This window comes from Chloroflexota bacterium (assembly GCA_020850535.1).
In the GTDB taxonomy this organism is placed as follows: domain Bacteria; phylum Chloroflexota; class UBA6077; order UBA6077; family JACCZL01; genus JADZEM01.
In genome coordinates this window covers 1-25,771 of the sequence record JADZEM010000074.1, presented here as the reverse complement: position 1 = coordinate 25,771, position 25,771 = coordinate 1, and the positions used below count along the sequence as shown (strand labels likewise).

20 protein-coding genes are annotated in these 25,771 nt (G+C 69.6%); 10 read left to right on the top strand and 10 right to left on the bottom strand.

What is annotated here, in order from left to right:
- Position 1: 1 nt before the first annotated feature.
- The 3 genes from IT306_11275 (at position 2) to IT306_11265 (ending at position 2,642) form a co-directional block, all read left to right on the top strand.
- Positions 2-238 carry a hypothetical protein gene (locus tag IT306_11275; GenBank protein ID MCC7368998.1) on the top strand — a complete coding sequence of 79 codons (237 nt, stop codon included), beginning with the start codon at positions 2-4 and terminating at the stop codon, positions 236-238.
- A complete protein-coding gene (locus IT306_11270; GenBank protein MCC7368997.1) occupies positions 235-1,464 on the top strand; it encodes a glycosyltransferase family 4 protein in 1,230 nt (409 codons plus the stop codon). The genes IT306_11275 and IT306_11270 overlap by 4 nt, the downstream gene beginning before the upstream one ends.
- 77 nt (positions 1,465-1,541) lie before the next feature.
- A complete protein-coding gene (locus IT306_11265) occupies positions 1,542-2,642 on the top strand; it encodes a glycosyltransferase family 4 protein (GenBank protein ID MCC7368996.1) in 1,101 nt (366 codons plus the stop codon).
- 307 nt (positions 2,643-2,949) lie between these two features.
- On the opposite strand, the gene IT306_11260 is transcribed toward IT306_11265, so the two are convergent.
- The 3 genes from IT306_11260 to IT306_11250 are packed head-to-tail and all read right to left on the bottom strand — an operon-like array spanning position 2,950 to position 6,441.
- A complete protein-coding gene (locus IT306_11260) occupies positions 2,950-4,101 on the bottom strand; it encodes a glycosyltransferase family 4 protein (protein ID MCC7368995.1) in 1,152 nt (383 codons plus the stop codon).
- A gap of 59 nt (positions 4,102-4,160) precedes the next feature.
- Positions 4,161-5,096, bottom strand: coding sequence for an SDR family oxidoreductase (locus IT306_11255; GenBank protein MCC7368994.1), 936 nt, complete (start codon positions 5,094-5,096; stop codon positions 4,161-4,163).
- 1 nt (position 5,097) lies between these two features.
- Entirely contained in the window at positions 5,098-6,441 is a 1,344-nt protein-coding gene (locus IT306_11250) for a glycosyltransferase family 39 protein (protein ID MCC7368993.1), read from the bottom strand.
- 711 nt (positions 6,442-7,152) lie between these two features.
- Between IT306_11250 and IT306_11245 the strand changes: the two genes are divergently transcribed.
- Positions 7,153-8,358: a diguanylate cyclase gene (locus IT306_11245; protein ID MCC7368992.1), complete on the top strand. Its 1,206-nt coding sequence runs from the start codon at positions 7,153-7,155 to the stop codon at positions 8,356-8,358.
- 261 nt (positions 8,359-8,619) lie between these two features.
- On the opposite strand, the gene IT306_11240 is transcribed toward IT306_11245, so the two are convergent.
- Complete coding sequence (locus IT306_11240) at positions 8,620-9,762, bottom strand: UDP-N-acetylglucosamine--LPS N-acetylglucosamine transferase (protein MCC7368991.1); 1,143 nt, start codon at positions 9,760-9,762, stop codon at positions 8,620-8,622.
- Between the two features lie 281 nt (positions 9,763-10,043).
- Between IT306_11240 and IT306_11235 the strand changes: the two genes are divergently transcribed.
- The gene (locus IT306_11235) at positions 10,044-10,895 is read left to right on the top strand and encodes an MBL fold metallo-hydrolase (protein ID MCC7368990.1); all 852 of its coding nucleotides are present in this window, start codon (positions 10,044-10,046) and stop codon (positions 10,893-10,895) included.
- 156 nt (positions 10,896-11,051) lie between these two features.
- Here the strand turns inward: IT306_11235 and IT306_11230 are convergent, their stop codons facing one another.
- Positions 11,052-11,819, bottom strand: a complete 768-nt coding sequence (locus tag IT306_11230) for a hypothetical protein (GenBank protein MCC7368989.1) — start codon at positions 11,817-11,819, stop codon at positions 11,052-11,054.
- A gap of 31 nt (positions 11,820-11,850) precedes the next feature.
- Positions 11,851-12,825: a sigma-70 family RNA polymerase sigma factor gene (locus IT306_11225; protein ID MCC7368988.1), complete on the bottom strand. Its 975-nt coding sequence runs from the start codon at positions 12,823-12,825 to the stop codon at positions 11,851-11,853.
- Positions 12,826-13,327: 502 nt separating this feature from the next.
- On the opposite strand from IT306_11225, the gene IT306_11220 reads away from it, so the two are divergent.
- The 5 genes from IT306_11220 (at position 13,328) to IT306_11200 (ending at position 20,152) form a co-directional block, all read left to right on the top strand.
- Positions 13,328-14,563 (top strand): hypothetical protein, encoded by a 1,236-nt coding sequence (locus tag IT306_11220; protein ID MCC7368987.1) that lies wholly within the window; start codon positions 13,328-13,330, stop codon positions 14,561-14,563.
- 133 nt (positions 14,564-14,696) lie between these two features.
- A complete protein-coding gene (locus IT306_11215; GenBank protein MCC7368986.1) occupies positions 14,697-17,180 on the top strand; it encodes an FHA domain-containing protein in 2,484 nt (827 codons plus the stop codon).
- Between the two features lie 510 nt (positions 17,181-17,690).
- Positions 17,691-18,533: an alpha/beta hydrolase gene (locus tag IT306_11210; protein MCC7368985.1), complete on the top strand. Its 843-nt coding sequence runs from the start codon at positions 17,691-17,693 to the stop codon at positions 18,531-18,533.
- A 176-nt stretch (positions 18,534-18,709) separates the two neighbouring features.
- Complete coding sequence (locus IT306_11205; protein MCC7368984.1) at positions 18,710-19,138, top strand: RidA family protein; 429 nt, start codon at positions 18,710-18,712, stop codon at positions 19,136-19,138.
- A gap of 15 nt (positions 19,139-19,153) precedes the next feature.
- Entirely contained in the window at positions 19,154-20,152 is a 999-nt protein-coding gene (locus IT306_11200; GenBank protein MCC7368983.1) for an LLM class flavin-dependent oxidoreductase, read from the top strand.
- A 293-nt stretch (positions 20,153-20,445) separates the two neighbouring features.
- Here the strand turns inward: IT306_11200 and IT306_11195 are convergent, their stop codons facing one another.
- From IT306_11195 to IT306_11180, 4 genes are all read right to left on the bottom strand, one after another.
- Positions 20,446-22,224, bottom strand: coding sequence for an ABC transporter substrate-binding protein (locus IT306_11195; protein MCC7368982.1), 1,779 nt, complete (start codon positions 22,222-22,224; stop codon positions 20,446-20,448).
- Positions 22,225-22,272: 48 nt separating this feature from the next.
- Positions 22,273-23,505 carry an amidohydrolase family protein gene (locus tag IT306_11190; protein MCC7368981.1) on the bottom strand — a complete coding sequence of 411 codons (1,233 nt, stop codon included), beginning with the start codon at positions 23,503-23,505 and terminating at the stop codon, positions 22,273-22,275.
- A gap of 116 nt (positions 23,506-23,621) precedes the next feature.
- Positions 23,622-24,527, bottom strand: coding sequence for an ABC transporter permease (locus IT306_11185; protein ID MCC7368980.1), 906 nt, complete (start codon positions 24,525-24,527; stop codon positions 23,622-23,624).
- A complete protein-coding gene (locus IT306_11180) occupies positions 24,527-25,438 on the bottom strand; it encodes an ABC transporter permease (GenBank protein MCC7368979.1) in 912 nt (303 codons plus the stop codon). Before IT306_11180 ends, IT306_11185 begins: the two co-directional genes overlap by 1 nt.
- Between the last annotated feature and the right edge of the window lie 333 nt (positions 25,439-25,771).

The window sequence follows — 25,771 nt, the reverse complement described above, 5'->3', positions numbered from 1 at the left end:
CATGGTGAGCGCGGCGAAACATCTCACATACCGAATCAGCACACGCGCGGGTGAGATCCTTCGCTGCGCTCAGGATGACAGTATTCAGGATGACAATATTCAGGATGACAGTATTCAGGATGACAATCTTCAGAATGACAATATTCAGAATGACAATATTCGTCGTCAGCGCTGGCGATGCGCAGGTACCGAGTGTGCCAGCACGTCGATAGTGCATGCGGCTGGGCTGCCTGCATGAAGCTCGCTATCGTCTACCACCGGCCGTACTACCGTGCACCCGACGGCGGGCTCTGGGAGGCCGAAGGCTCGTTCAGCCGCTTCGTCGAGTCGATGGCGCGGTTCGTCGACCACGTCGACCTGATCGTGCCGGAGCGCCGCCAGCCGTTCCCCGGCGAGGCATACCGGCTGCGCGCGGAGAACGTTACGCTGTGGCCCCTCCCGTTCTACGACCGCCTGCCGCTGTTCTACCGCGCCCTTCCCGCTGCGCTGGGACAGTTGTGGCGCACCCTCCCCGGCGCGGACCTCGTCTGCATCCGCATCCCGACGCCGCTGGGCGTCTACGCCTACGCGCTCAGCAAGCTCCTGCGCCGCCCGCTGTTCACCATCGTGGTGGGCGACCTGGACGGCGTGTCCGAGTCCGTGAAGGTGGACAGCCTCAAACGGCTGGCCTACAAGCTGTACCTCGGGCTGGAGTCGTGGCTGCAAGCGCGGATGGTGGCCTGGGCGCCGGCCTTCGTGAACGGGCAGGGCCTCTACGCGAAGTACCACCGACCCAACCGCGACGTCCTGCTCACCACCACCTCGACCATCGGCGACGCCGACGTGATCGGCCGCGAGGACACCGGCCTCGGCACGCCCGGCCACGCCCCGATCCGCCTGCTGACGGTCAGCCGCATCGATCCGCGCAAGGGGCTGCGGTTCCTGCCGCCGGCCCTGGCGATGCTGGTCGAACGGGGCCATGACGTGCGCCTGACCATCGTCGGGCCAACGGTCGGCACGCTCGGCGAGGAGGAGCGCGAGCGCGTGCTGGCCGCCGCGCGCGCGGCCGGCATCGCGGACCGCATCGAGTTTCTGGGGTCGCGGACGCTGCCCCAGGTGCTCGCACTGGCCCGCCAGCACGACCTGTTCGTGCTGCCGACCCTGCCCGGCGAGGGTGTGCCGCGCGTGCTCCTGGAGGCGATGGCCTCGGGCCTGCCCATCGTCGTCTCGAACGTGGCCGGCGTCCCGACGCTCGTCCAACACGAGGTGAACGGACTGCTGGTCCCGCCGTCCGACCCGGCCGCCCTGGCCGACGCGATGGAGCGGCTCATCGCCGACCACGCGCTGCGGAAGCGGCTCATCGCGACGGGGAATCGGGCGGCGCGCGCGCACACCGCCGACTCGCACGCGCGGAAGATCGCGCTGGGGCTGGTCAAGCTGGCGGGGATCCAGTTGCGGCGCGGCGGGAAGTCGGTCCAGGCGTGAGTCGGGAAGAGGCCCTCACCCCCCAACCCGGTCAGGCCACCGGGCCTGTGCGCGGGAGCGGGGGAGGGGGTCAGGGGGTGGGAGGTGCGCGCCGCATCCGCGTCTCGATCCCGCTGGCCGGGTTCAACCTCTCCGGCGGGGTGAAGTCGCTGGTGGCGGTGGCGAATGCCCTGGCCGCGCGCGGCCACGCCGTCCGCATCCTGGCGCCCGACTACGCCGCGACGCCGCCCGCGCCTCTCGCATCAGGCGTGCGGCTCACAGTGCTGACGGCCGGCCCACGCAGGCTGCCTGCACCCGCCCGCAAGCTGATCCATCTCGCGCGCCTTGCGCTCAATGCGACGGCTGGCGCCGACGTCTGCCTCGCGAACTACTGGACGACAGCGTACATAGCCGTCACCTCGAAGTGGCTGCACGGCGACCACACGATCCTGGCGTACAACGTGCGCGGCTACGAGCCATTGAGCCACGGCCTGAACGCCGACGCCTCGCTGCCGAGCCGGCTGGTGCGCGCCCTGCTGGCCTGGATCAGCTACCGACTGCCCTTGCAGCAGATCTGCACCACCGAGTGGCTCAGGCAACAGACCGGTGACCGCTCAGCATATGTCGTGGGGCACGGGATCGACCTGAACGTGTTCAAACCAGGGCCGGCCCGCGAGCCGGGCGAGACGGTGACGGTCGGCACCATCGGGCGGCTGGGCGAGGCGAAGGGCTACCCCGACTTCCTGCGCGCCGTCGAGCAGTTGCCGACCGACCTCCCGATCCGGTTCAGCATCGCCGCGCCAGACGAGGTCGAGCTGCCGACACGCTTTCCGTCGAGCGTTGCACACCCGAAGCCTGAGCGCGAAATGTCGGAGTTCTACGCCGCCTGCGACATCTTCGTCTTCTCGTCGCGCGGCGAGGGCTTCGGGCTGCCGGCCCTGGAGGCGATGGCCGTCGGCTGCCCGGTCATCACGACCGACTCGGGCGGCGTGCGCCAGTTCGCCGCGCCCGACGAGAACTGCCTGATGACGCCGCCAGCCGACCCAGCCGCCCTGGCACGGGCGATCCTGGCCCTCGTCCGCGATCCCGAGCGGCGGGCCGCCCTCCGCCAGGCCGGTATGACGACCGCCGCCGGGTACGCACAGGACGCCGTCCTGGAGCGCTTCTGCCGCTACCTGGAGCGTTTGTCCCGGCGGTAGAAGAACTGGCGTGGCCGATGGCAGATTCGCAGGAATGCGTACGACTTCTGCTGTCATCCTGAGCGCAGCGAAGGACCTCACCCGCTGACCGTCAACGCTCGCGTCAGCGGATGACCGTCATCGTGCGCCCCTCCCACACCGTCAATATTCGCACCACCCGCTGACCGTCAACGGTCGCGTCAGCGGGTGAGGTCCTTCGCTGCGCTCAGGATGACATGGGAAGTTGCATGCTTTGCACGTGGTGACGGGCGGTCGCTTCTGAGAAGCTGTCGCCCTCACCGTCCGCGAAGAGTGAGGAACTCGGACGTTACCGAAACGTCGGTTCGGTGATCCAGCCGGCGTACGGCACGGCCCGCCGGCTGCGCCGCCGCCAGCGCCCAAGCTCGGCCGTCTTCTGGAGCGTCTCCAGGAAGCGCGGCGCGTGCGTCGTCAGCGAGTAGCGATCCTCAACGGTCTGGCGGCCGGCCTCGCCCATCTGGCGACGGAGCGTCGGGTTCTCCACCAGCAGCGAGAGCTTCTCGATCCACTCCTCAGTGGTAGACGCCAGCAGGCCGTTCTGACCGTCCTGCACGATGTCGGTCGTCATGCCGACTGGCGAGCAGACGGGCGGCACCCCGCAGGCCATGTAGAGCAGCGCCTTAAAGCCGCACTTGCCGCGCGTCCACTCGGTGTCGGGCATCGGCATGATGCCGATGTCGAAGCCGTGGAGGTCTTCAAGCTCGCGGTCCAGGCTCCAGCGGCGCACCGTCAGCGACGGCGAGACCGGCGGCACGTAGCTGCCGCCAATCGCCTGGATCTCGACCTGTGGGTAGCGCCGCGTGACCTCGGCGAGGGCGTCGGCCACCATGCGCAGGTAGGGGGCCGTCGTGTTGCTGCCCTGCCAGCCGATGACCACCTTCCTGTCACTGCCGGGGCGCGGGCCGTTGCGCGGCACGAAGCTGTCGGTATCGACCGGCGTCGGGATCACCACGATGTTGCGGTTGTAGTCCGAAGCGTACGCCTTCAGATTCTCGTTGCCGGCGATCACGGTGGTCGAGAGGTTGATGATCCGCGCCGTCTTGCTCGGCCGCTTGAGCAGCCCGACGGTCCGGCTGGTCAGCCCGGTGTTGAGCAGATAGATGGCGTCGTCGAAGTCGAAGACCATCGGCGGACCGGCCGCCGCCAGCTTCTCCTCGATGAACGGCCCGCCGACCGGGAACGACTCTCGGTGCACGAACACCACGTCCGCGCCCTCGGCCCGGCGGATGTCCATGAAGCGGCTCAGGGTGCTGAACCCGAGCGACGCCACCTTGCGGATCATGCTGCCCGGCGCGTGGCGGATGTTGTAGAGGTCGCTCGACATGAACGGCCGCAGGATGATCTCGACGCCGTGATTGTCGAGGTACGGGAAGTACTGCTCGACTCGCAGACGGTTCGAGGGGGCCTCGGTCGGATACGGAACGATGAAGAGCGCTTTCACGGGCAGTTCCTGTCGAGCAAATGGGTGAGCGTCAGCATTTCAGACAAGACGTTCGGCCATCAGGCGAGCTGGGCGCGACCCCAGACGACCGTTCGCTCCAGCCCCTCTTCGAACGTGCGGACCGGCTCGTAGCCGAGCAGCTCGCGCGCCTTGCTGATGTCGGCCAGCGAGTGCTTCACGTCGCCAGGGCGGTCCGGGCCGAACGTCGGCGTGATGTTCGTGCCGAGAATCCTGTTCAGCGATTCTACGAGGTCGAGGAGCGTATAGCGCTGGCCGCACGCCACGTTGAAAACCTCGCCGCCGACGCCAGGAGCTTCGGCGGCGCGCAGGTTCGCCTGCACGACGTTGTCGATGTAGGTGAAGTCACGCGACTGGGTGCCATCGCCGTGGATGCGCGGTACCTCGCCGCGCGCCATCTTGTTGATGAACAGCGGGATCACCGCCGCGTAGTCGGAGGTTGGATCCTGGCGCGGCCCGAAGACGTTGAAGTAGCGCAGCGCGACCGTCTCCAGACCGTACAGCCGATGGAAGACCTTCAGGTAGTGCTCGCCGGTCAGCTTGGTGACGGCATACGGCGAGAGCGGGCTGGGGGTCATCGTCTCGACCTTCGGCAAGGTCGGGGTGTCGCCGTAGACCGACGAGGACGACGCGAAGACGACGCGTGGCACACCGGCGTCGCGGGCCGCGAGCAACACGTTGAGGGTGCCGGTGATGTTGGCCTCGTTGCTCAGGAGCGGGTCTTTCAGCGAGCGCGCCACTGACGGCACGGCAGCCTGGTGGAGCACCCGCTCGACGCCCTTCATCGCGCCCCGCAGCGTGTCGAGGTCGCGGATGTCCCCGCGCACGATCTCGACGTCGGGCACGTCGGCGAGGTTGTCCTCGCGACCCGTCAGGAACGTGTCGAGCACCCGGACCTCGTCGCCACCCTCGACGACGGCGCGCGTCAAGCTCGATCCGATGAAGCCGGCCCCGCCAGTGATCAGAAAGCGTGTCATGTCAAACCGCCCTGGCACCCGGCATTGGACTGACGGACGCCGTCACCTGCCGGTCGACCCGCCGGAATTGCCGTGTGAGCAGCCAGTCAAATCCAAGGCCAGCCATCGCAAAAGCCGGCAGCAGCAGCATCGCCCGGTGCCGATAGATGGTGCCGACGTTCCCTTCAATCAGGCTGAAGATACAGGATAAGCCGGCGCAAAACGCGAGTGGCAAGAACAGCTCTCGCCAGCGGTCACGCCGCCGACCGATCAGCCCTGCGACGATCAGAATTTGCATCCCGTACCAGACCAGTGTCTCGGGGATCACAGCAAATTCGCGCGCGGAGCGGGCCATCCAGGGGAATGGTCCCCACAGGACGTACGGCAGCACCTTCGGCGCGGTCCTCAACTGGATTGTGTAGCCGTCCGCTGCCGAGCGCGGAAGATCGTCGACCTCAACAATCCCGGTCTCGGCATTCTTGGCGCCGAACTCGCGACTACTCGCCAGAGCTTCAAGCCGCTTCGCACTCAGGTATCGCAGGCCGAGCGACTGAGTCTCGTTGGTGATGTACACCACCGACAGCAGCGCCAGCGCGAACGGCACACCGTACTTGAGGCGCTCGCGCCAGGGCTTCCGGTTGATCACGAAGAATGCGATCCAGAGAAGCCAGCCCAGCGCAAAGAAGACGTAGAGGCGGAGATTCTCAAGCGCTGCAAATGACGCGACGGTCACGACGGCCCAGATGATTGACGGTCGCCGTGAGAACTTCAGGCCGCCGAGCATCGTCAGGCCAATCAGAAGAACCACGAGCGTGTCTTTGAGGTTCAGGATCGACCACAGCAGGGTGGACGGGAAGACCAGCGCCAGGGCCGCGGCGAAGTAGCCGGCCCGTGGGCCGCTCAGTTCCTTCGCCAGTGCGTAGGCGACCACGACCGTGAGCGCGCCGAACAAGCAGTTCAGGAGCTTCGGCCCAACCACGTCGTGATCGAACAGGTAGTAGACCCAGCCCATCATCACGGTGTAGTTGTTGATCAGGTAGTCCTGCGACTTCGCGGTGTTCGCCAGCTCGCCGGACCAGAGGCGGGCCAGCGCCCAGGAGACGACATCAAACGCTCGGTCATCCTCGAAGAGGAACCCCCGATAGACATCGATGCGGCCATCTCCGCGTCGCTGATTGGTGATGAGAAACGGGTGGAGGGCGAGCGCCGCTGCGGCACGAATCGCAAAACCGGCCAGCAGCAGCATCGACATGGCCTGCCGCTCGACACCGGAGAAACAGTACCGGATCACGACCCAGGCAAGCATCAGCCCAACACTGGCAGGGATGGTTACTGCGGCGTGGCCAGTCAGCGCAGCGGCGAGCATCGTCAGTGCAGCGACGCCTGCCAGCAGCCATTCGAGGCGGCGAGACCAGACGTTCCAGTCGAATGAACGGAGAGGCCGTGGCAATGTGAGGCCGTTGTCACGGAGCGGAAGTGCGTTCAGACGAGCCTCCCATCCGTCAAGCGTGACGCGTCTCGGGCTGCCCGAAGCAGTGCGAGGACGGATCGTAGTGTACCCGTTGAGGGCTGGAGAGCCGCCACAAACCCCTCACTCACCCAGGGCGATTGCATGTCGATGTCGTCGTGCGGCGGCGTCGGGGCTTGAAAGCCCCGCCTACCATCCTGCAGTCGCTGCGCGACGCGCCAGTCGCACCAGTCCCTGTCCGTGGCCGGTGTCCGTCGCGCAGCGACGGCGTGACTGTAGGCGGGGGTTTCAACCCCCGACCGCCCGTTCCATGATGCTTCGGGGACACCAACGAACATGCAACCGCCCTGGCGGCAGACGGTGTCCTGCACGCACACGCAAACGGTTGACGGCCGCCCGGCGGCGGGCTCTCCACGTTTTGCAACCGCGGCCTGCGCCAAATCCGTGGCTGGAAATGGGCACGGCGGCGCACGAAATCCCGTTCCAAAAGTGGGATGGGCTGCCATCGTCACGCGAGCATCGTCGCGGAGGCCGCGACGAGCGAGGCGCAGGCAGCCCCGGCCACAACGGCTGCCCCCCGGTCGAGATAGCAACCATGAGGCTGTGCGTATGATCTGGAAGAAGCCCGGTATGGACATCCTCCCTGACGAGACTGGGACGTCCAGCCGTGCCCCCGGCGCGAGCGGGCCGACGCCCATCCGCCGCTACGATACGGCTCAGGAAGATGCGGCGATCGACACCATCGTTTCGGTGTTCCGCACCTTCGGGCGCTACTCGCTGGACGTCGGGGACGAGGATCTCAACGTCCTTCGCCGGCGCTTCGAGGCCTGGGCCACCCACCTCGCCATCGGCGGCCCCCATCCAGACCACCTCCCGGACGACCCAGACGCCGAAGTGCGCCCGGTCCTCCCGCGTGAGCGCGACTGGGTCGGCGCGCGGCGCTTCGTGCAAGCCCATCGCCAGCACGAGTGCGAACAGGTCGCCAGGGCCGTCACCCACTCCCATGAGCTGATCTGGGACCTGACGGCGCAGATGGCGAAGACGGTCTCGGACACCCGCGACCGCGACCGCGAGGTACTCGAGCAGCTCGAGCGGCTGCGCGCGGCGATCATGAGCCGCTCGCTGACGACCATCGAGCAGGAGGTGAACAGCGTCGCGCGGGTGCTCTCAGGGGCGGTCCGCGACCGCGAGCAGCGGCTCAAGGTGCAGCTTGACGAGCTGGGCACCCGCGTCAACGAGCTGTCCGAGCAGCTGCAGGAGGTCAAGGTCGAGAGCCGCCTGGACGGCCTGACCCGCATCCCGAACCGCGCGGCGTTCGACGGCGCGATCCGCCGTTGGCACCACGTCGGCACGGCGTTCGAGCGCTCGACGTGCCTGATCCTGGTGGACGTCGACCACCTGAAGCACATCAACGACACGTTCGGGCATCGTGGCGGGGATGCCGCGCTGCGGGCCTTCGCAGACTGCCTTGCACGGGGCTTCCCGCGCCGCTCCGACTTCGTGGGGCGCTACGGCGGCGACGAGTTCGCGGTGCTGCTGGCGGATACGCCGGGCCGGTCGGCGCTGCGGCTGGCCGAGCGCTTCCGCCAGATGGTGCGGTCGGCCTCCGCCGAGCACGACGGCCGCCGCATCGACCTGACGACCTCGCTGGGCGTGGCCGAGCTGGAGCGGAACGAGCCGCTCGAATCGTGGATCGAGCGGGCGGACCAGGCGCTCTACCAGGCGAAGCAGGCCGGGCGGGATCAGGTGGCGTTCGCGCGGCCCGGCGACGGCGCCTGGAGCCAGCCAGCCCCGGCAGCCCCCGCCGCCGAGTAGCAGCCGGCGTCGAGGCCCGTTCGGCCGGGCGCCGGCCCACTTCCAGGTTTCTCGGCAGACGCGCAGGAAGTTCCCGCCCAGGATCGCCTGCACGTCCGCATCCGAGGAGCCGCGCGCCAGCAGCCGATCCGCGAAGTCCAGCACCCACGGGTAGCAGTTGAAGTCGCGGAGGGCGCGGCGCGGCGAGCGCGTGTCGCCCGTCACCGCCTCGGCGTAGTCGGCCCCTGACGGCGAGGCAGTCGGTTTCAGTGTGCCGAAGGACTACCGATAGATGCCTGAGCGCTGCTCCTGGAGCACCTGCTCCGCGATGTTCAGGGCCGCCCGCGGGCGGCCTACCTTCTGGGCCAGCTCGCGCATCATCGTGAGCCGGGCCGGCTGCTCCAGCAGCGAGAGCACCACCGGTGGCACGGACTCGACCTGCCGCAGCTGCACCCCGGCCCCGCTGGCAGCCACGAAGTCCGCGTTCCACTCCTCCTGGCCGGGGATCGGGTCGATCACGACCATCGGCGTGCCGCGCGCCAGGATCTCGCTGACGATCAGCCCGCCAGACTTGGTGATGGCGAGGTCGCTGGCCGCAACCAGATCGTCCACGTAGTCGATGCGTCCCAGCTTCACCAGCCGGATGTTGGGGCCGTCGCCCAGGTCGCTCAACGCCTGCATCACTCCCTCGCTGCGCCCGGACACCGTCACCAGCGTGCCCGCCGTCGGCGAGGCCAGCAGCCGCGAGACCACCTGCCGCGCCCGCTGCGGCTCGATGCCCCCGCCGAACAGCGACACGATGGGACCGTCCGCCGGCAGGCCGCGCCGCGCCCGGGCCTCGGCGGCGGTCTTCGCCTCGGCGATCTCCAGCTTCACCGGGATGCCGGTGACGTGCAGAATCTTCTCAGGGACGCCGCGCGCCACCATCGCCTCGCGGGTCAGATCGCTGGCCAGGAAGTAGCCGTCCACGCCGTCGCTGATCCACATCGCGTGGACCATGTAGTCGGTGATGACCGAGTACAGCGGCGCGTGCAGCTCGCCCCGCCGCTTCAGACGGCGCAGCACGTCCATCGGAAACATGTGGGTGCAGACGATGGCGTCTGGCCGATACGAGGTGACGAACCGCTCCAGCTTGTGGACCGGCCCGCGCTCCAGCCGCTCCCGGAACGCGCTGCCCCGGGCCAGCCGGGCCGGGCTGTCGGTGTCGCTGGCCTCGTAGAGCATCTTCCAGAGCAGCGGCGCGCGCCCGCTGACTTCCAGGTAGGAGCGAACCAGGGCCTTCCGAAAGAGCGTGCTGCCGTAGTCGAGCACATCCTCGACTCGGACATCGCCCTGCTGCTTGCGCCGAAACGCCTCGGCCAGGGCGTTGGCGGCGGTGGTGTGGCCGGTGCCGACGGCCGCGTGCAGAATCAGAATCCGTGGCATGGTGGCGCACCTCGCAGTGGTGACGTTCCGGCAGCCGCGCCGGTTCCGTCGCCGGGCGGAACCGGACGGGACGCTTCCCTTATCCTGCATCTCACGTCATAATGAGCCACCGGCCAGCCAGCTTCGGGGAAAGGAGCGGGCTGCCGTGCCTGACAGGAGGCGGGCTCCTGTCTCCCCTGCACCACGCAGGATCGCGCGCCGCCTGTGCGGCCCGCCCTCGCTGTGGAGCGCCGGGCGATCCCCTGGCCAGCCAGATCCACCAGCGAGAAGGATAGAGCCGCATGCGGGTCACGTTTCACGGTGTCCGGGGCTCCGTGCCGACGCCCGGCCCTTCCACCGTCCGCTACGGGGGCGACAGCGCCTGCACCGAGGTCCGCCTGCGAGACGGCACGCTTATCATTCTGGACGCCGGGACGGGCATCCGCGAGCTGGGCAACCGGCTCCTGCGCGAGGGACACCGCGCCCCGATCCACCTCCTGATCACCCATCCGCACTGGGACCACATCCTCGGGCTGCCGTTCTTCGCGCCGGTCTACCGTCCAGAGACCCAGCTGGTGCTGTACGCCTTCGGCTCGACGCGCGTCGTCAACGCCGGCCGCCCGATCCTGTTCGACGGCGAGCACTTCCCGGTGCGCTTCGACGCCCTGCCCTACCAGTTGACGACGGTGGAGGCCGAGACGGACGAGATCGAGATCGGGCCGGCCCGGGTGCAGCGCATCCAGCTCAACCACCCTGGCGGCTCGGACGGCTTCAGGATCACCGACGCGGACGGCGCATCGCTCTGCTACCTGACCGACAACGAGCTTGCCCCGCCGACGCCGCCCGTCACCAGTATGGACGAGCTGGCCCGGTTCGCGCAGGGTGCCGGCCTGCTGATCCACGACGCCCAGTATCTCCCGTCGGATCTGCCGCAGAAGCGCGGGTGGGGACACTCGCTCGTCGAGGAGGTGCTGGAGCTGGGGCGGCAGGCCGAGGCGCGCGCCGTGGCCCTCTACCACCACGACCCGGACCGCGACGACGCCGCGCTGGACCGTGTCGGGGTGAACGCGGCGCGCTGGGCCGCGAAGCATGCGCCGTGGATGCGAACCGTCGTGGCCTGCGAGGGGGACACGCTGGACGTCCGCCCAGGCTAGGGCAAACGACGTACGGGCAGCGCATTCGTTGGTGCGCAAGCCGCCATCTAACAGATGTCATGCTGAGCGCAGCGAAGCATGACATCGTGGCGACAGCAGCGCGCTCTTCTTGCGCGCGTGTGCACGTCAGCATGTATCAGGGTTCGGAGCAAAGGGTCAGCCGAGCGGCTCGAAGGCCAGCAGGTACTCGCCGGCGGCCAGCCCCTCGAAGCGGGTGATCCAGGCGTCGCTGCCGGCGCCCGGCTCGGGGAGGGCCAGGCGCGGCTCGGCGCTCACGGGCGCGGGGCCGCGGTCGATGGGCACGAGCAGCACCAGCGGCGGCTGCTGCCCGGCCGGCACGCCGTCGATGCGGACGGCGACCTCGCCGCGCTCGCCGCTGACGGCCACGCGGGCGGATGGTCCGCCGGCTGTGCCGCTGGCCGTCACCACAATCGGCTGGGCCGCGCCTCGCCGGGCCGCGCCACGCGTCGGGATGGCAGCCGGGGCCGGCGCGAACCGCCAGGCGGCGCTCGGGCGGGCCAGACCCTCGACGCCCTCGGTCAGGACGCGGGCGGCCTGCCCGGGCGCGTCCACGACCACCTGGAGCGCCGCCTCGACCTGCCCGTTCCAGCGACGCTCCCAGGCGGCCACGCGCTCCTGGAGGGCCGCGACCGTCGAGCGGACCCGCGCCAGTGAGAGCGCCTGCAGGATGATGCTGCCGCGCACCGCCACGCCGTGCGTCTGGGCATTCCACCGGTCCACCATGTCGCCCACCGCGAGTGCCTCCTGCGAGGCCAGCGCACAGTCGTCGCAACGAGCGACATGCCGCTCCACATCCGAGAGCGCATCGTCCGCCAGGGTGTCTGCAACGTAGGCGGCGATGGTCTGCGGGCTGAGATGGGGACTCGGGCTCAGATGCTCGGTGGGGGCGTTCATGATCGGCACCGTGATCCTTCCGTTGCGGCAGGTCGGGCGGCTAGCGGCTGGGGCGCTCGCCGACGCCACGCCTGGCGTTCATCCGCTGAGACTGCCGCAACAACTCGGCCAGGGGGCCATCGGCGCGGCGCTGAAGATCGGCGATGACCCGCCGCTTGACGGCGTGCCACCACTGCGTCAGGTTCGCGGTTGGCTCAGCCGTGTAGTACTCGGCCAGGGTGGTCTCGCCAACGATGCGACTGTGCACATGGGGGTAGGTCGCCAGCGTCGTCGGGTCGCGAACGACCTCGTCGAAGCGGCGCGTCAGACGATCCCGCAGCGGCTCGAAGGCCGGCCGGATGCGCGAGGCGGGCAGATCGGACCGGTCGAGGTACGCCCGTTCGAGACGGTCGGCCAGGGCTGTGAGCGGCTCATGCGAGAACTCGGCGGCGATCTGGCGCGGCTTGAGGTCCGTCGCCTTGGTCAGGCCGAAGACGATCAACTGATGGGGCGGGCTGGCCGTCTGGAAGGTGACCAGCAACAGTTCGTCGTAGACCTCGGCCGCGATGGCGTCGTCCGGAGCCTGGCTGGCGCTCGACGCGCCGAAGCGGTCGAAGGCGTCGTTCGGTCCGTCGTCGGCGTCGTCGCGGTCGAGCAGGCTGCCGATCGGCGTCTCGATACCCTTGCCGACGGGGGTATCGCGGTAGCGGCGGACCATGATCCTGGCCCAGTACCGAGCAAACGTCGCGAAGCTCGCAAGCTCCGGCTTGTAGGTCGGCAGCTTCTGCCAGACCTGCACCCAGGTCACCTGAACGAGATCGTCCACCAGGGCGCGGTCCACAAACGTGCGGCCATCTTCGGTGCGCCGGCCGACCTGGAGGCGGATCGTGCAGCGCACGACGTGCTCGCAGGCCGCCTGCAGCCGCGCGAACGCCTGTTGATCGCCGGCCACCGCCTGGGCGACAGTGGCAGGGTCGTCGTGCAGGGCGTCTGCGCGCGGCCGGTCCTCGGGTCCGCTCTCAGGTCCGCTCGCCATGCGCCACGGCTCCTCTCCAGCGGGCCAGCCGCCAGGGCTTGCCACGCAACGCTGCTCCGCTGCTGGATGATGGACCAGCGGACGGAGTGTAGCAACCGGAGGGCAGGAGCCACGCGAGGAGAACACGGAGACCTCCTGACAGGGTCGCCCCGCAGTACGCGAGGCGTCTCAGACCGTGCAGGATGCGGGGAGGAATCTCGCAGGCGCCGAAGCTCAACCTCACCCCCCGGCCAGGGCGATTGCATGGTCGTCGGTGTTCCCAGAATGTGGCGGAACGCACGGTCGGGGCCTTCAACCCCCGACGACACTGCACGATGCACCCATCATGCGATCGCCCGGCCGCGGAGGGCCTCCAACCTGGGCACGCGGAAGTGGTAGCGTATGCTCTCTCTGACCACACCGCCCTTGGAGCACGCTCCTGATCGCCCGTCTGCGTCGTCTGTATCGCCGCATTCGCCCCTGGCTGCTGGACGCCACGCTCGGCCTGCTGGCGCTGATCGTCGTGACGCTCGGCGCGTACACCGTGCTGGGGCAGGCCACGCCGGCCCGCGTCGGCAGCATGCCGCCGTTGCCGCGTGGCTGGCCCTCGACCTTGCAGTTGGGGATGTCTGGCGGGACCAACACGGCCGCCAGCATGCGCGCAACGGCCCCGTTCGGCCTGCGCTACCAGTATCTCGCGGGCGGCGTGAACACCGGGGCCGGCTGGACGAACTGGATGCCGAACGGCGAGTTCGTGACGGCGTACATGCGCGAGTCGGCGGCCCAGGGGATGCTGCCGGTCTTCACCTACTACCAGATCACTCAGTCTGCCCCCGGGCGCGGCAGTGGCACGAACGAGCCGAACGCCGTGATCCAGAACGTGACGACGCCCGAGACGATGCGCGCCTACTTCGACGATCTCCGGCTGGTGTTGCTGCGGGCCGGCTCGCTCCCGAACCAGACCGTGGTGCTGCACGTCGAGCCGGACCTTTGGGGATTCCTGCACCAGCGTGCCCAGAACGACGATCCCCACACCGTGCGCGTGATCGTCGGCTCGTCGGGGCTGTCGCTGATCTCGGACCTGCCGGACGACGCCAGCGGCCTCGCCCAGGCGATCGTGCGGCTGCGGGACCAGGCCGCGCCGAACGTGCTGCTGGCGTACCACGTCAGCGCCTGGGGCGGCGGGACGGACCCGTTCTACCAGAACAGTTGGGATCGGACGGTGGACCGGCTGGCCCAGCGCGAGGCAACGTTCTACGCTGGCCTGGGCGCCCGTTTCGACCTGGCGTTCTCGGAGACGAGCGACCGCGACGCGGCGTTCAAGCAGGCGATCTACCGCGACCGTGGTCGCTCCTGGTGGAACGACGCCGATTTCGCGCGGCATGCGCGGTTCCTGTCGGGCTTCGCGGAGCGGACGAGGCTGCGGGTGGTGATCTGGCAGATCCCCTACGGCAACACGAAGATGCGGGCCGTCAACAACACCTGGAACCACTACCAGGATAACCGCGTCGAGTGGCTGCTGGACGATCCCGGCGGCGCCCACCTGCGGCAGTACGCCGAGGCCGGGGTGATCGGGCTGCTGTTCGGACGCGGCGCCGACGGTGCGACCGACGCCTCGGATGCCAGCGGCGACGGCATCACCGAGCCGCCGCCGATCGACGGGAACGTGCGGCCGTCGCTGAACGCCGACGACGACGGCGGCTACTTCCGCGAGCGGGCGTCGGCGTACTACCGGGTCGGCGCGGTGCCGCTGCCGTAGGGCCGTCCCATCGGCTGCAAGGCAGATCGATGGGCACGACTGCCGTAGGGCATGACAGGTGGGCTGCCATCGCTATACTCGACGCGCATGCGGTCGTGGCGCTCAAGGTTGAGGATCAGGAGGCGGTCGCGAGGTGAACCCCGGCGAGGCTCTGCCCATCTACCTGCAGCGTCTCGGTCGGCGCGCCACCCCCACTGAAGTGCTGGCCTGGGCGGATGACCTCCTCAACGCGCTCGTGTACCTCCACAGCCAGACCCCGCCCCTGACCCACGGCAAGATCGTCCCCGAGCAGCTCCGCGTCCGCGACGACGGCCGCCTGGTGCTCGCCCACCTCGGCGCGGCGTCAGGGCAGCGGTCCGTCCTCGACGACGTGTACGCCGTCGGCGAGACCCTCTACCAGTTGCTGGCAGGCGAGCCGCCGCCGCCAGCCGCCAGCCGCCAGCAGGGTCGTCGCCAGGGCCGCCACGAGGGTGGTGATCCGCTGCGTCCGCTGACAGCGCTCAGCCCGCCGACGCCGCCCGACCTGGCCCGCGCGATTCACCACGCACTCGACCTGGACCCCGCCCGCCGTTTCCAGTCGGCGGCGGCCATGCGGACGGCCCTGCGAAGCACCGGCGGCTGGCAACAGGCGGCAGCACGCCAGGACGCTCGCGCGCGCCCGGACGCCGCCCCGGCGACGGGCGAGATGCTGGAGCCGCCGACCATCGTGCGGCCGGCAGCGCCAGCCGCCGCACCTGCACCCATCGCCGCATCTGCACCCGTACCCGCCGGCCCACCTGCGCCCGTACCTGCCACGCCGCCAATATCGTCAGCCTCGCTGATGGTTGACGGCATCCGACGGGCCGCTCCGACGGCTGGCCGGCGCCAGGGCGACGGCTTCCACCTCGCGCTCGCCCGCGGCGACCATCTGGCCGATCGCTGGCCGCTCCCGCCAGCCCAGCCTGCCTCCATCGGGCGGACCACCGCCGAGCCGCCAGACGTCGACCTGCGGGCGGACCGGCGTGTCTCGCGGCAGCACGCCCGCGTCTGGCGCCAGGACCATCGCTGGTGGATCGAGGACGCTGGCAGCCGGTACGGGACGCTCGTCGACGGTCAGCCGCTCGCGCCGGGTACGCCGGCCATCCTGCGTCCCTGGTCGACAGTCCAGTGCGGCGACACCACCCTCTTCCTGGCCCCGCCCGGCTGGCGACGGCTGCGCGCCCACGGCCTGACCCTCGACATCGAGCTGGCCGGGACGATCTCCTTGGCGCTGGCGCACGCTGGCCTGCCGGTCGTCGGGCGGATGATCGCGCGGAACCAGGGCCAGACGACGCTGCCGGCCAGCACCGTGCAGCTTGCGCTCGAGCCGTGCTTCGGGCCGATCACGCTGGCCGTGCCGGCCCTGCGACCGGGGGCCAGCCTCCCCCTCTCGCTCCCACCAATCGGGCTCCGCTACGACGTGCTCGAAGGGCAGATCGAGCGCTCGCGGCGGCGGCTGACCGTCGCCGTCGACGGCGACCACCAGGCAGTCGAGCCGGTCGAGTGTTGGCTGCTGCCCCACAACGAGTGGTCCACGCTGCCGGAGCATCAATCGGCCCTGGCGACGTTCGTCCTGCCGAATCATCCGCTGGTGGCGGCTCTGGCCACCGAGGTGTCGGCGCTGACCGATCCGAATGGCCCGGCTGACAGTCTGCTCGCGGCCCTCTTCGAGATCCTGTCCGAGCGCTGGCAGGTGAGCTATCGGCTGGAGCCGCCCCACTGGGCTACCGACAGCCAGAAGGTCCGGCTGCCGCACAGCGTCCTGCTGGACGACGCCGCGCGGATGGGCGAGGGCACCTGCCTCGATCTGGCGCTGCTGGCGGCGGCCTGCCTGGAGAACCTCGGATTGCAGCCGCTGGTGGCGGTCCTCGACCTGGGCGAGTGGTGGCATGCGCTGGTCGGCTGCTGGGATCCGCCCGAGCCGGGCGTCGAGGCGATCCGCTTCGACCGGCCGGCCCTGCTCGACCGTGCGCTCTGGCTCGATCCGACCTGCGCCACTCGCGACCGCGACATCCGCAAGCCGTACCGCGAGGCCCGCGACGAGGCCGCGCGGCTGCTGGAGGCGCAGCCGTTGCTGTTCGCGCTGGACGTGACGGCCGCGCGCGCCGAGGAGATCATGCCGCTGCCGTTCGCCGGGCAGCCGGTCTGGAGCGCTGGCGTCAGCCGGGCCATCGCGGCTGCGCGCCAGCACGCCGAGGCGGTCGGCGGCCAGGTGTGCACGGCGGCGCTGCTGGCGGGCCTGCTCACGGCTGGCGACGGGCTGGCCCGGCGCGTCGTGCGGGAGGCCATCGGCGAGCCGGACGCAGCGGCCCGGACGGTCATCGCGGCGCTGCCGGCGGCTGGCCCGGGCAGCCCGCCTGGGGCCGCCAGTCCCGGCTGGCAGCAGGTGCTGGACGTGGCGCGCTCGCGTGCCAGGACGGCCGGCTCGCCGGTCGTGCTGGAAGCGCACTTGCTGGGTGCGCTGCTGGCCCTCCGCAGCGCGTCGCTCGATCTGGCCCTGGCCCGCCTCAGTGCGGATCAGGGCCAACTGGCGCGCGCCCTCCGCGAGCAGGATGACGGCCCGGACCCGACCATGTCCACCATGCACGGCAGCCGCTGATTCGGCATGTTGGATCGGGCGAGGCGGATGTTACGTCGCGGGGGGCCCGCGGATCGGGCTCCCGCCGAAGAACCCTCAGCCACGAGGATGCCAGCCTGAGCAGATCGGGCCGATTCGGCAAGCGCAGGGCAGGTTTTGCGAGAGAAGTGAATCGCCTCACCTGCTGACGCGAAGGCTGACGGTCAGCGGGTGAGATCCTTCGCTGCGCTCAGGATGACAATGGGGGGTCGCGCACTTTCACCGGCCTGCCCCCAGAACCCACGATCCACGATCCACGGCCCAGAACCCACGACCCACGGTCCAGAACCCACGATCCACGGTCCACGGTCCAGAACCCACGATCCACGACCCACGACCCACGGCCCAGAACCCACGACCCACGATCCACGATCCACGGCCCACGGTCCAGAACCCGCACCCCACGTCCCACGGACGCGCTGGTCTAGAATGCCGCCAGACTTCGGGGCTGTGCGGCAATGCCTCTCGCCTGCTCAGCCCCTGGGAGCGGACGTGGCCGACACGACGCCAGCCGAGCGCTGGCTCACGGTGGATGGACTGCGCCTCAAGGCGCTCGACTGGGGCACGGCAGGCAAGCCGCCGCTCCTGCTGCTGCACGGCATGGCGATGTACTCCTGGACCTGGGAGCAGAACGCCCTGGCCTGGAACGACGTGTGTCAGGTGGTCGCCGTCGATCAGCGCGGCCACGGCGACAGCGACCGACCGCCCCGCCACACTTACCTGACCGAGGTCATGGCCCGCGACAGCGTCCTGATGGCCGGTGCCCTCGGCTGGGACCGCTTCTCGATTGTCGGGCAATCGATGGGCGGCCACAACGGCATGCAGGCTGCTATCGACTATCCAGACCGCGTCGAGAAGCTGGTGATCTCGGATATGGAGCCGCTGTTCCAGTTGCACCTGATGGACTACATGCGGAACGCTGACGCGCTGCCCGTCTACGACTCGTACGAGCAGTTCGTGGAAGAGGCGGCGAAGCGGAATCCGCGCCCACCGGTCGAGATCCACCGGCTGCGGGCACAGCGGGCACTTCAACAGTTGCCGGACGGCCGCCTGACCCCGAAGTACGACCTGTATGCACCGAAGGACTGGGCGCCGCTCGATCTCTGGCCGCGCCTGCGGGAGATCCGCTGCCCGACGCTGCTGATCCGAGGCGCGGAGAGTCCGGTCCTCCGCCAGGATCACGCCGAGCGGATGGTCGAAGCGATCCCAAACTGCCAGCTGGTGGTGGTCCCAGGCGCGGGCCACGGCATCGGCACCGACAACCCCACCACGTACGAGCGCTGCATCCGCCAGTTCCTGCTCGGCGAGCCGGTGACGGACGCCGTCAAACGGTAGCGAGAAGCCCCTTCGCCTAAAGCTCGCCGCTGACCCCGGAGTTCGCCCCTCACCCCCGACCCGCTGCGCGGCGCACATATCGACTTCGTCCACATCATCTCCCGCGTGCGGGAGGGGGGGCGGGGGGTGAGGGGCAAGGCGGGGGTGAGGGGCGCGTTTTCACTGAGGTAGGCCGAATGACCCGTCAGAACATCTCCTCCGGGACGCCCTGGGAGGCGCTCGCCGGCTACTCCCGCGCCGTCCGCACCGGCGACCATGTCTTCGTGTCAGGGACCACCGCCAGCGCCCCGGACGGCTCGCTGCTCGGTGGCCACGATCCGTACGAGCAGGCCAAAGCCATCCTCGCGAAGATCGGAGCCGTACTCGCTGAGGCCGGCGCATCCCTGGAGGACGTCGTCCGCACCCGCGTCTACGTCAGCACCATCGCCGACTGGGAGCCGGTCGCCCGGGCGCACGGCGAGGTGTTCGGCACCATACGCCCGGCCAACACGCTGGTCGAGGCCCGGTTGGTGGCCGGGCGGCTGGTCGAGATCGAGGCCGACGCCATCATCGGCGCCCGCCTACCATCCGCATCCGACAGTGCCGCCGACGCCCAGGCCGACTGAGCGAGACGAGCATCCATGCAGTTCAGCGTCCGCTTCAACAACGACCGTCCCGTCTCCGAGTACCTGACCCTGGCCGCCGCTGCCGAGGCCGCTGGCTTCGATCAGTTCTGGGTCAGCGACGACCTCTTCCTGCGTAGCGCGCCGGTCATCCTGACGGCCATCGCCGGCGTCACCAGCCGCATCAAGCTCGGCACCTGCATCCTCAACCCCTACACGCTGCATCCGTCCGAGATGGCGATGATCGCCGCGACCCTCGACGAGGCGTCCAACGGCCGGTTCCTGCTCGGGCTGGCGGCCGGCGCGAACGACTTCCTCAAGTGGGTCGGCCTGGAGCAGGCACGCCCCCTTGCCACCGTCCGCGAGACGATCCAGGTGGTGCGGGCGCTCCTGAACGGCGAGCAGGTCGCCTTCGAGGGGCAGGCGCTGCGCGGCTGGACCTCCGAGGCGTACCTGCGCTTCCCAAGCCGCCCGGTCCCGATCTACGTCGGCGCGATGGGGCCGCGGATGCTCACGCTGACCGGCGAGATCGCGGACGGAGCGCTGCCGCTGCTCTTCCCGCCCGAGCACTACGAGACGGTGGCCGGCTACGTCTCATCCGGGGCCGAGAAGGCTGGCCGCACCCTGGCCGACCTCGACCTTGCCGCCTGCATCTGGTGCTCGATTGCCGACGACCGCGAGGCCGCCGAGGCCGTCCTGCGCGACAAGATCGCCTACTACGGGCACGCGCTCGGGCCGCTCATCTACGACCGCCTGGGCGTCAGCCGCGAGGAGTTCTTGCCCATCGAGCAGGCGCTCCAGCGGGACCGCGATCCAGCCCGCGCGCGGGCGCTGGTGACCCCCGCCATGCTGAAGATCGGCGTGGCGGGTACGCCCCGCGACCTGATCCCGCGCCTGGAGGGGCTGGCCGCGCTGGGCGTCCGCCACCTGAGCTTCGGGCCGCCGCTCGGGCCGGACCCGCTGGCGGCGATTCGGGCGCTCGGCCACGAGGTGCTGCCGCTGTTCGCGGACCGGTAAGCGTCTTCTTGTCACCCTGAGCGCAGCGAAGGGCCTCACCCGCTGACCGTCATCCCGACGCAGCGCGGAACGAGCGAAGCGGAGGGATCTTCCTCAGATATGGGACGAGAGGAAGATCCCTCGACTTCGCTCGGGATGACGGCGTGAGAGGTCGCTCATCACCGCGATGACCGCGGTGTGGAATGTCACTCCTTACCGCGATGACGGTGTGAGAGGTCGCTCGTTACCGCGATGACAACGCGTACGCTTTCCACGATCCACGATCCACGATCCACGATCCACGATCCCGCAAGCTATCCCTTGACCGACGTCCCCCGCAGCAGCACGATCCCGCCGCCCGGCTTCCAGTCCTGGACCTTCGGGCCGACGCCGTAGATATCCGTCAACTGGTGCAGGAAGACCCACGGAGCGTCGTCGCGGATCGTGGTGACCACGTCGCGGTAGGTCTGGACCCGCTTCGCCGTGTCCATCATCTTGCCCGCGTCCTCGATCATCTGATCGACCTTCGGGTTGGTGTAGTGGAGCCACGGGATGCCCTTGACCTTCGAGCTGAAGCAGGTCGAGAGCAGCACCTGCGAGCCGCCGCTCCCCTGGGTGATCAGGAAGGTCTGCCAGGTCTTGGCCTGCGCCTCCTTCAGGAAGTTGCCCCACTCCATCGGGTTGACCTGGGCATTGACCCCGATCTTCTGCCACTGCCCGGCGATGGCCTGCGCGATCTCCTTGTCCTGGAGGTACCGGCCGCTCGGGGTGTCGAACTTCAGGTCGAAGCCGTTCGGGAAGCCGGCCTCGGCCAGCAGCTGCTTCGCTTTGTCCGGGTTGTACGGGTACGGCTGCGTCAGCTTCTCGTCAAAGCCCTCGTGAGCGTAGGTCAGCGGGCCGCTGATCGGCTCGCCGATGCCGCCCAGCAGCACCTTGATGATCGCTTCCTTGTCCACGGCGTAGTTGAGGGCCTGGCGGACCTTGACGTTGTCCAGTGGCGGCGTCGAGCAGTTCAGCACGAGGCACATCAGCCCCTGCCCCTTCGCCTGCAAGACCTCCTGGCCGCTCTGCTTGATCTGCGCCACTTCCTGCGGACCGACCGGATTGATGATGTCGGCCTCGCCGGTGCGGAGGGCGGTCAGGCGCGGCGCACCCTCGGTGATCGTCCGCCAGACCACCCGCTTGATCTTCGGATCGCCGCTGAAGTGCGGGTCGGCGGCCTCCTGCACCAGCCGGTCGCCGGGCGCCCACTCCACGAACTTGTACGGCCCGCTGCCGACCGGCTTCTTGAAGTACTCGTCGCCCATCTTCTTCATCGTCTCGGGCGGCGAGAGGAAGAGGTAGGCGGCCATCGCGTCGATCAGCCCGGGGTACGGCTCCTTCGTCGTCAGCTTGACCGTGTAGTCATCCGGCGTCTCGATCTTGGTGACGTTTGCGAGGGTGCTGGCGTAGATGTTCTTGGTCTCAGGGGCCACGAACCGCTCGATGGACCACTTCACCGAGGCCGCGGTCAGCTTCTCGCCGCTGTGGAAGACCACGTCGTTGCGGAGCTTGAACTCCCAGGTGAGATCGTCCAGCGTCTTCCAGGAGGTCGCCACCCACGGCACGACCTTGTAGTTGAGATCGAGGGTGACCAGCTGGTCGAACATCGCGGCGATCATCGCGCGCGGCGCGCCGCCCTGGGTCTGCTGGGGATCGAGGCTGGTGACGTCCGCGCCCTGGACCACGGTCAGGGTGCCAGTCGGGGCCGGGCCGGCGGCCGGCTTGGCGGCGGCAGCGGCCGGAGCCGTCGTGGAGGCGCCGGCGGCCGGCGATGCAGCCGGCGACGCCCCGGCGGCTGGCGAGGCGCCAGCAGCGGGCGAGGCGGCTGGCGCAGCGGCGGCCGGGGAGGCAGCCGCTGCCGGCTTGGTGGCCTCGGCCGGCTTGGCCGGCTCGGCGGGCTTCGCCGGGGTGGCGGGCGCGGTCGGCGCGCAGGCCCAGAGCAGGCCGGACGCCATCCCCGCGCCGATCACTGCCGCGCGGCGGAGGAAGATGCGGCGGGTCGGGCGGAGACCGTGGAGCGGGCGCCGCGGTTGGTCAGGGGCGGGGGACATGATGCCTCCTCAGAGCTGGGGTGAGGGGTCACGACAGGGACCAGAAGCCTACCAGGGAACCGTCGTCGGCAGCGGCCGGCGGTCGTCGCGGACGGTCTGGCCGCCCTTCATCACGAACCGCACGTTGTGGAGCGTGTTGAGGTCGGCCAGCGGGTCGCCGGCCACCGAGAAGATGTCTGCCAGCTTGCCGCGCTCCAGTGTACCGAGGTCGCGGTCAGCACGGCAGACCTTCGCCACGTTGACGGTCGCGGCCTGGATCGCCTGGAGCGGCGTCAGGCCACAGTCGGCGGCGAACTGGATCTCCGCGATCAGCGCCGGGCGACCCTGGAACGTCTCGACGCCCGGCGACCACGGCAGGCGGGTCAGGTTGTCCACGCCGCAGATGATCTCCAGGCCCGCCGCGATGGCCTTGGCGACGTAGGCGTGATGAACCTCGCTGGCCTCGATGGCGTTCGTCAGGAACCACTGCGGGAAGCAGCCGGCCTCGCGGATCGTCGTCTCGTTCCAGGCCTTCGTCACCGTCAGCTGCGGCGAGAAGACCGTCTTGTTGCGGACCATCGCCGCGATGCCCTCGTCGCCCAGCACGAACCCGTGCTCGACCGTGTCCGCGCCGGCATCGGCGGCCATCGCCACGCCCTCATCGCCGATGGCGTGGACGGTGGCCGGCTTCTTCCAGCGGTGGGCCTCTTCGATGGCCGCCTTCAGCTCGGCCGGCGAGCAGATCGTGTGGGTGATCGTCTCGGCCGGCCAGGCGATCCCGCCCGTGGCGAACAGCTTGATGTGATCGACGCCCTGCCGCAGCCGCTCGCGGGCCCTCGCCCGGAAGACGTCCTCGCCGGCGTTCTCGCGGCTCCACATCACGTCGCCGGCCACCCAGAGGCGCGGCCCGACCAGGGTGCCGCTCTCGATGGCCCGCTTGAGCTGGAGATCGGCGTTGTTGCGGTCGCCCATCGTCCGCAGCGAGGTGATGCCGATCCTCAAGCAGTCGGTCGCCTTGCGGACGGCCCGGTAGGCGTAGTGGGACTCGGCCTCACCACGGAACCGCGGCTCGTGCGGGGGGACCACCGCGCCCAGGTGCATGTGGGCGTCCCAGAGGCCCGGCAGGACCGTGTCGCCTTCCAGCGAGACGGTGCTGTGGCCGGCGCCGGCCCGCTTCTCGACCTCGGAGCGCGGCCCGAGATCGGCCAGCCGGCCATCCTCGCCGACCAGGATGGCCGCGTCCGCGAGCGGCGGCGCGCCAGTACAGTCGATCAGGGTGCAGTCCCGTAAGAGCGTGCCCACAGGGAAGATCTCCTTCGTGCTCCCCCTCTCCCGCGCACAGGGAGAGGGATGTCGATGCAGTCGATATGTGCGCCGCGCAGCGGTTGGCGGTGAGGGGGCGATGTCGGGCGACGCCGTCAGCGCCGCTGCTGCCAGGCGTCTCCGAGCAGGTTGATCCCGAAGACGGTCCAGACGATGGCGAGCCCGGGAAACACGGCGTTCCACCACGCCGTCCCGAAGACCTCGCGGCCCTCGCTGAGCATGGTGCCCCAGGCGGCGGTGGGAGGACGGATGCCGATGCCGAGGAAGCTCAGCGAGGCCTCGGCCAGGATCATGCCCGAGACGTTGACCGTGGCGATCACCAGCATCGGGCCGAGGGTGTTCGGAAAGATGTGGCGGAAGATGATCCGCCGGTCGGTCGCGCCGCAGACCCGCGCCGCCAGGATGAACTCGCGCTCCTTGAGCGTGAGCGTCTGGCCGCGCACCACCCGGGCGTACTGGACCCAGCCGATCACCCCGAGCACCGCGACGATGGTCGGTAAGGTCGAGCCGGTCATCGTCAGGATGCCGATAGCCAGCACGATGGGCGGCAGCGCAAGCTGAGCGTCCGCCAGCCGCATCAGCACCTCGTCCACGCCGCCGCCGAAGTAGCCGGCCACCAGCCCGAGCGGCGCGCCGATCAGCCCGGCGATCAGCACCGCCGAGACGCCGACCAGCAGCGAGGTCCGCGCGCCAAACAGCAGCCGACTGAGCAGATCGCGCCCCTGATAGTCCGCCCCGAGCGGGCTCGCGAACGAGCCGCCCTCCAGCCAGAACGGCGGCGCGAGTGAGCGCATCAGCTCCTGGTCGTTCGGCGGATACGGGGCCAGCAGCGGCGCAAGGATCGCCAGCACCACGACGAACAGAGTCATGCCCAGCCCGAGCCACGCCGAGGGCGGCAGGCTGATGCGCCGCCGACGGCGTACGGCCACTGTCGTGGCGGGCGGCGGAACCGTGACAGCCGCTGCCGAGGTCAGGCTGGTCGTCTGCTCGGAGGCGCTCATCAGCGAATCCGTGGATCGAGCAGCCGATACGAGAGATCGACCAGCAGGTTGACGAGGATGAACCCCGCGCCGATCAGCAGCACCAGGGCCCGCACCAGCGGCACGTCGCGGGCGTACACCCCCTGCATCAGCAGCCAGCCGATGCCGGGCCAGGAGAAGACCGCCTCGACGATCACCGAGCCGCCGAGCAGCGCCCCGAACTGCAGCCCGATCACGGTGACGGTCGGGATCATCGCGTTGCGGAGGACGTGCCGATACCCGATCAGCCGGTCGGAGAGGCCCTTCGAGCGCGCCGTGATGACGTACGGCCGCTGCAGCTCCTCGGCGACGCTGGCGCGGGTCAGCCGGGTGATCAGGCCCATGCTGTGAGCCGAGAGCGCCAGGGCCGGCATGATGACGTGGACCGCCGTGCCGCTCCCGCCGACCGGCAGCAGCCGCAGCCGGTCCGCGAAGATCAGGATCAGGATCAGCCCGATCCAGAAGGTCGGCAGGGAGATCGCCAGCAGCGAGATCCCGGTGGCGACGGCGTCGAAGAGGCTGTTCGGGCGCGAGCCGGCCAGGATCCCGAGCGGCAGCCCGACGCCGACCGCCAGTGCCATCGCCGTGAACGCCAGCAGCAGCGTCGCGGGCAGCTTCGAGAGCACCAGCGCGCCGACCGGCTGGTTGAACTTGATCGACGATCCCAGCTCGCCCCGCCCGATGCCGACCAGGAAATCGACGTACTGGACGACGTACGGCCGGTCCAGGCCAAGCTGCTGCTCCAGCACGCGGCGGTCAGCCTCGGAGGCGTGGATCGGCATCATCATGGCGACGGGGTCGCCGGTCAGCAGCACCAGCGCGAAGGCGACCATGCTGACGAGCAACAGGACGACCGCCGCCTGTCCGAGCCGCCGAAGCAGGGTGACGGCCAGCGTGCCGCCCACCCTGCCGCCTGTTGAGCTGAGAACTGCTGCCACCGGGATCCTTGTGCGTCCGCCGCGAGTCGTGGAGCGCTCACACCATCGTTTCGACCGCTTAGGGTAGCACAGCGCCCCGAACCTGGCACGGGCGTCAGGCGACTGAGCAGGGCATGCAGGGCGATTGCATGTTCGCTGGTGTTCCCGAAGCGCGACGAGACGCGCAGTCGGGGGTTGAAACCCCCGCCTACACGCATTCAGTCGCTGCGCGACGGTCGTCGGGAACGGCAGGCACTGGTGCGACTGGAGCGTCGCGCAGCGACTGCAGGATCGTAGGCGGGGCTTTCA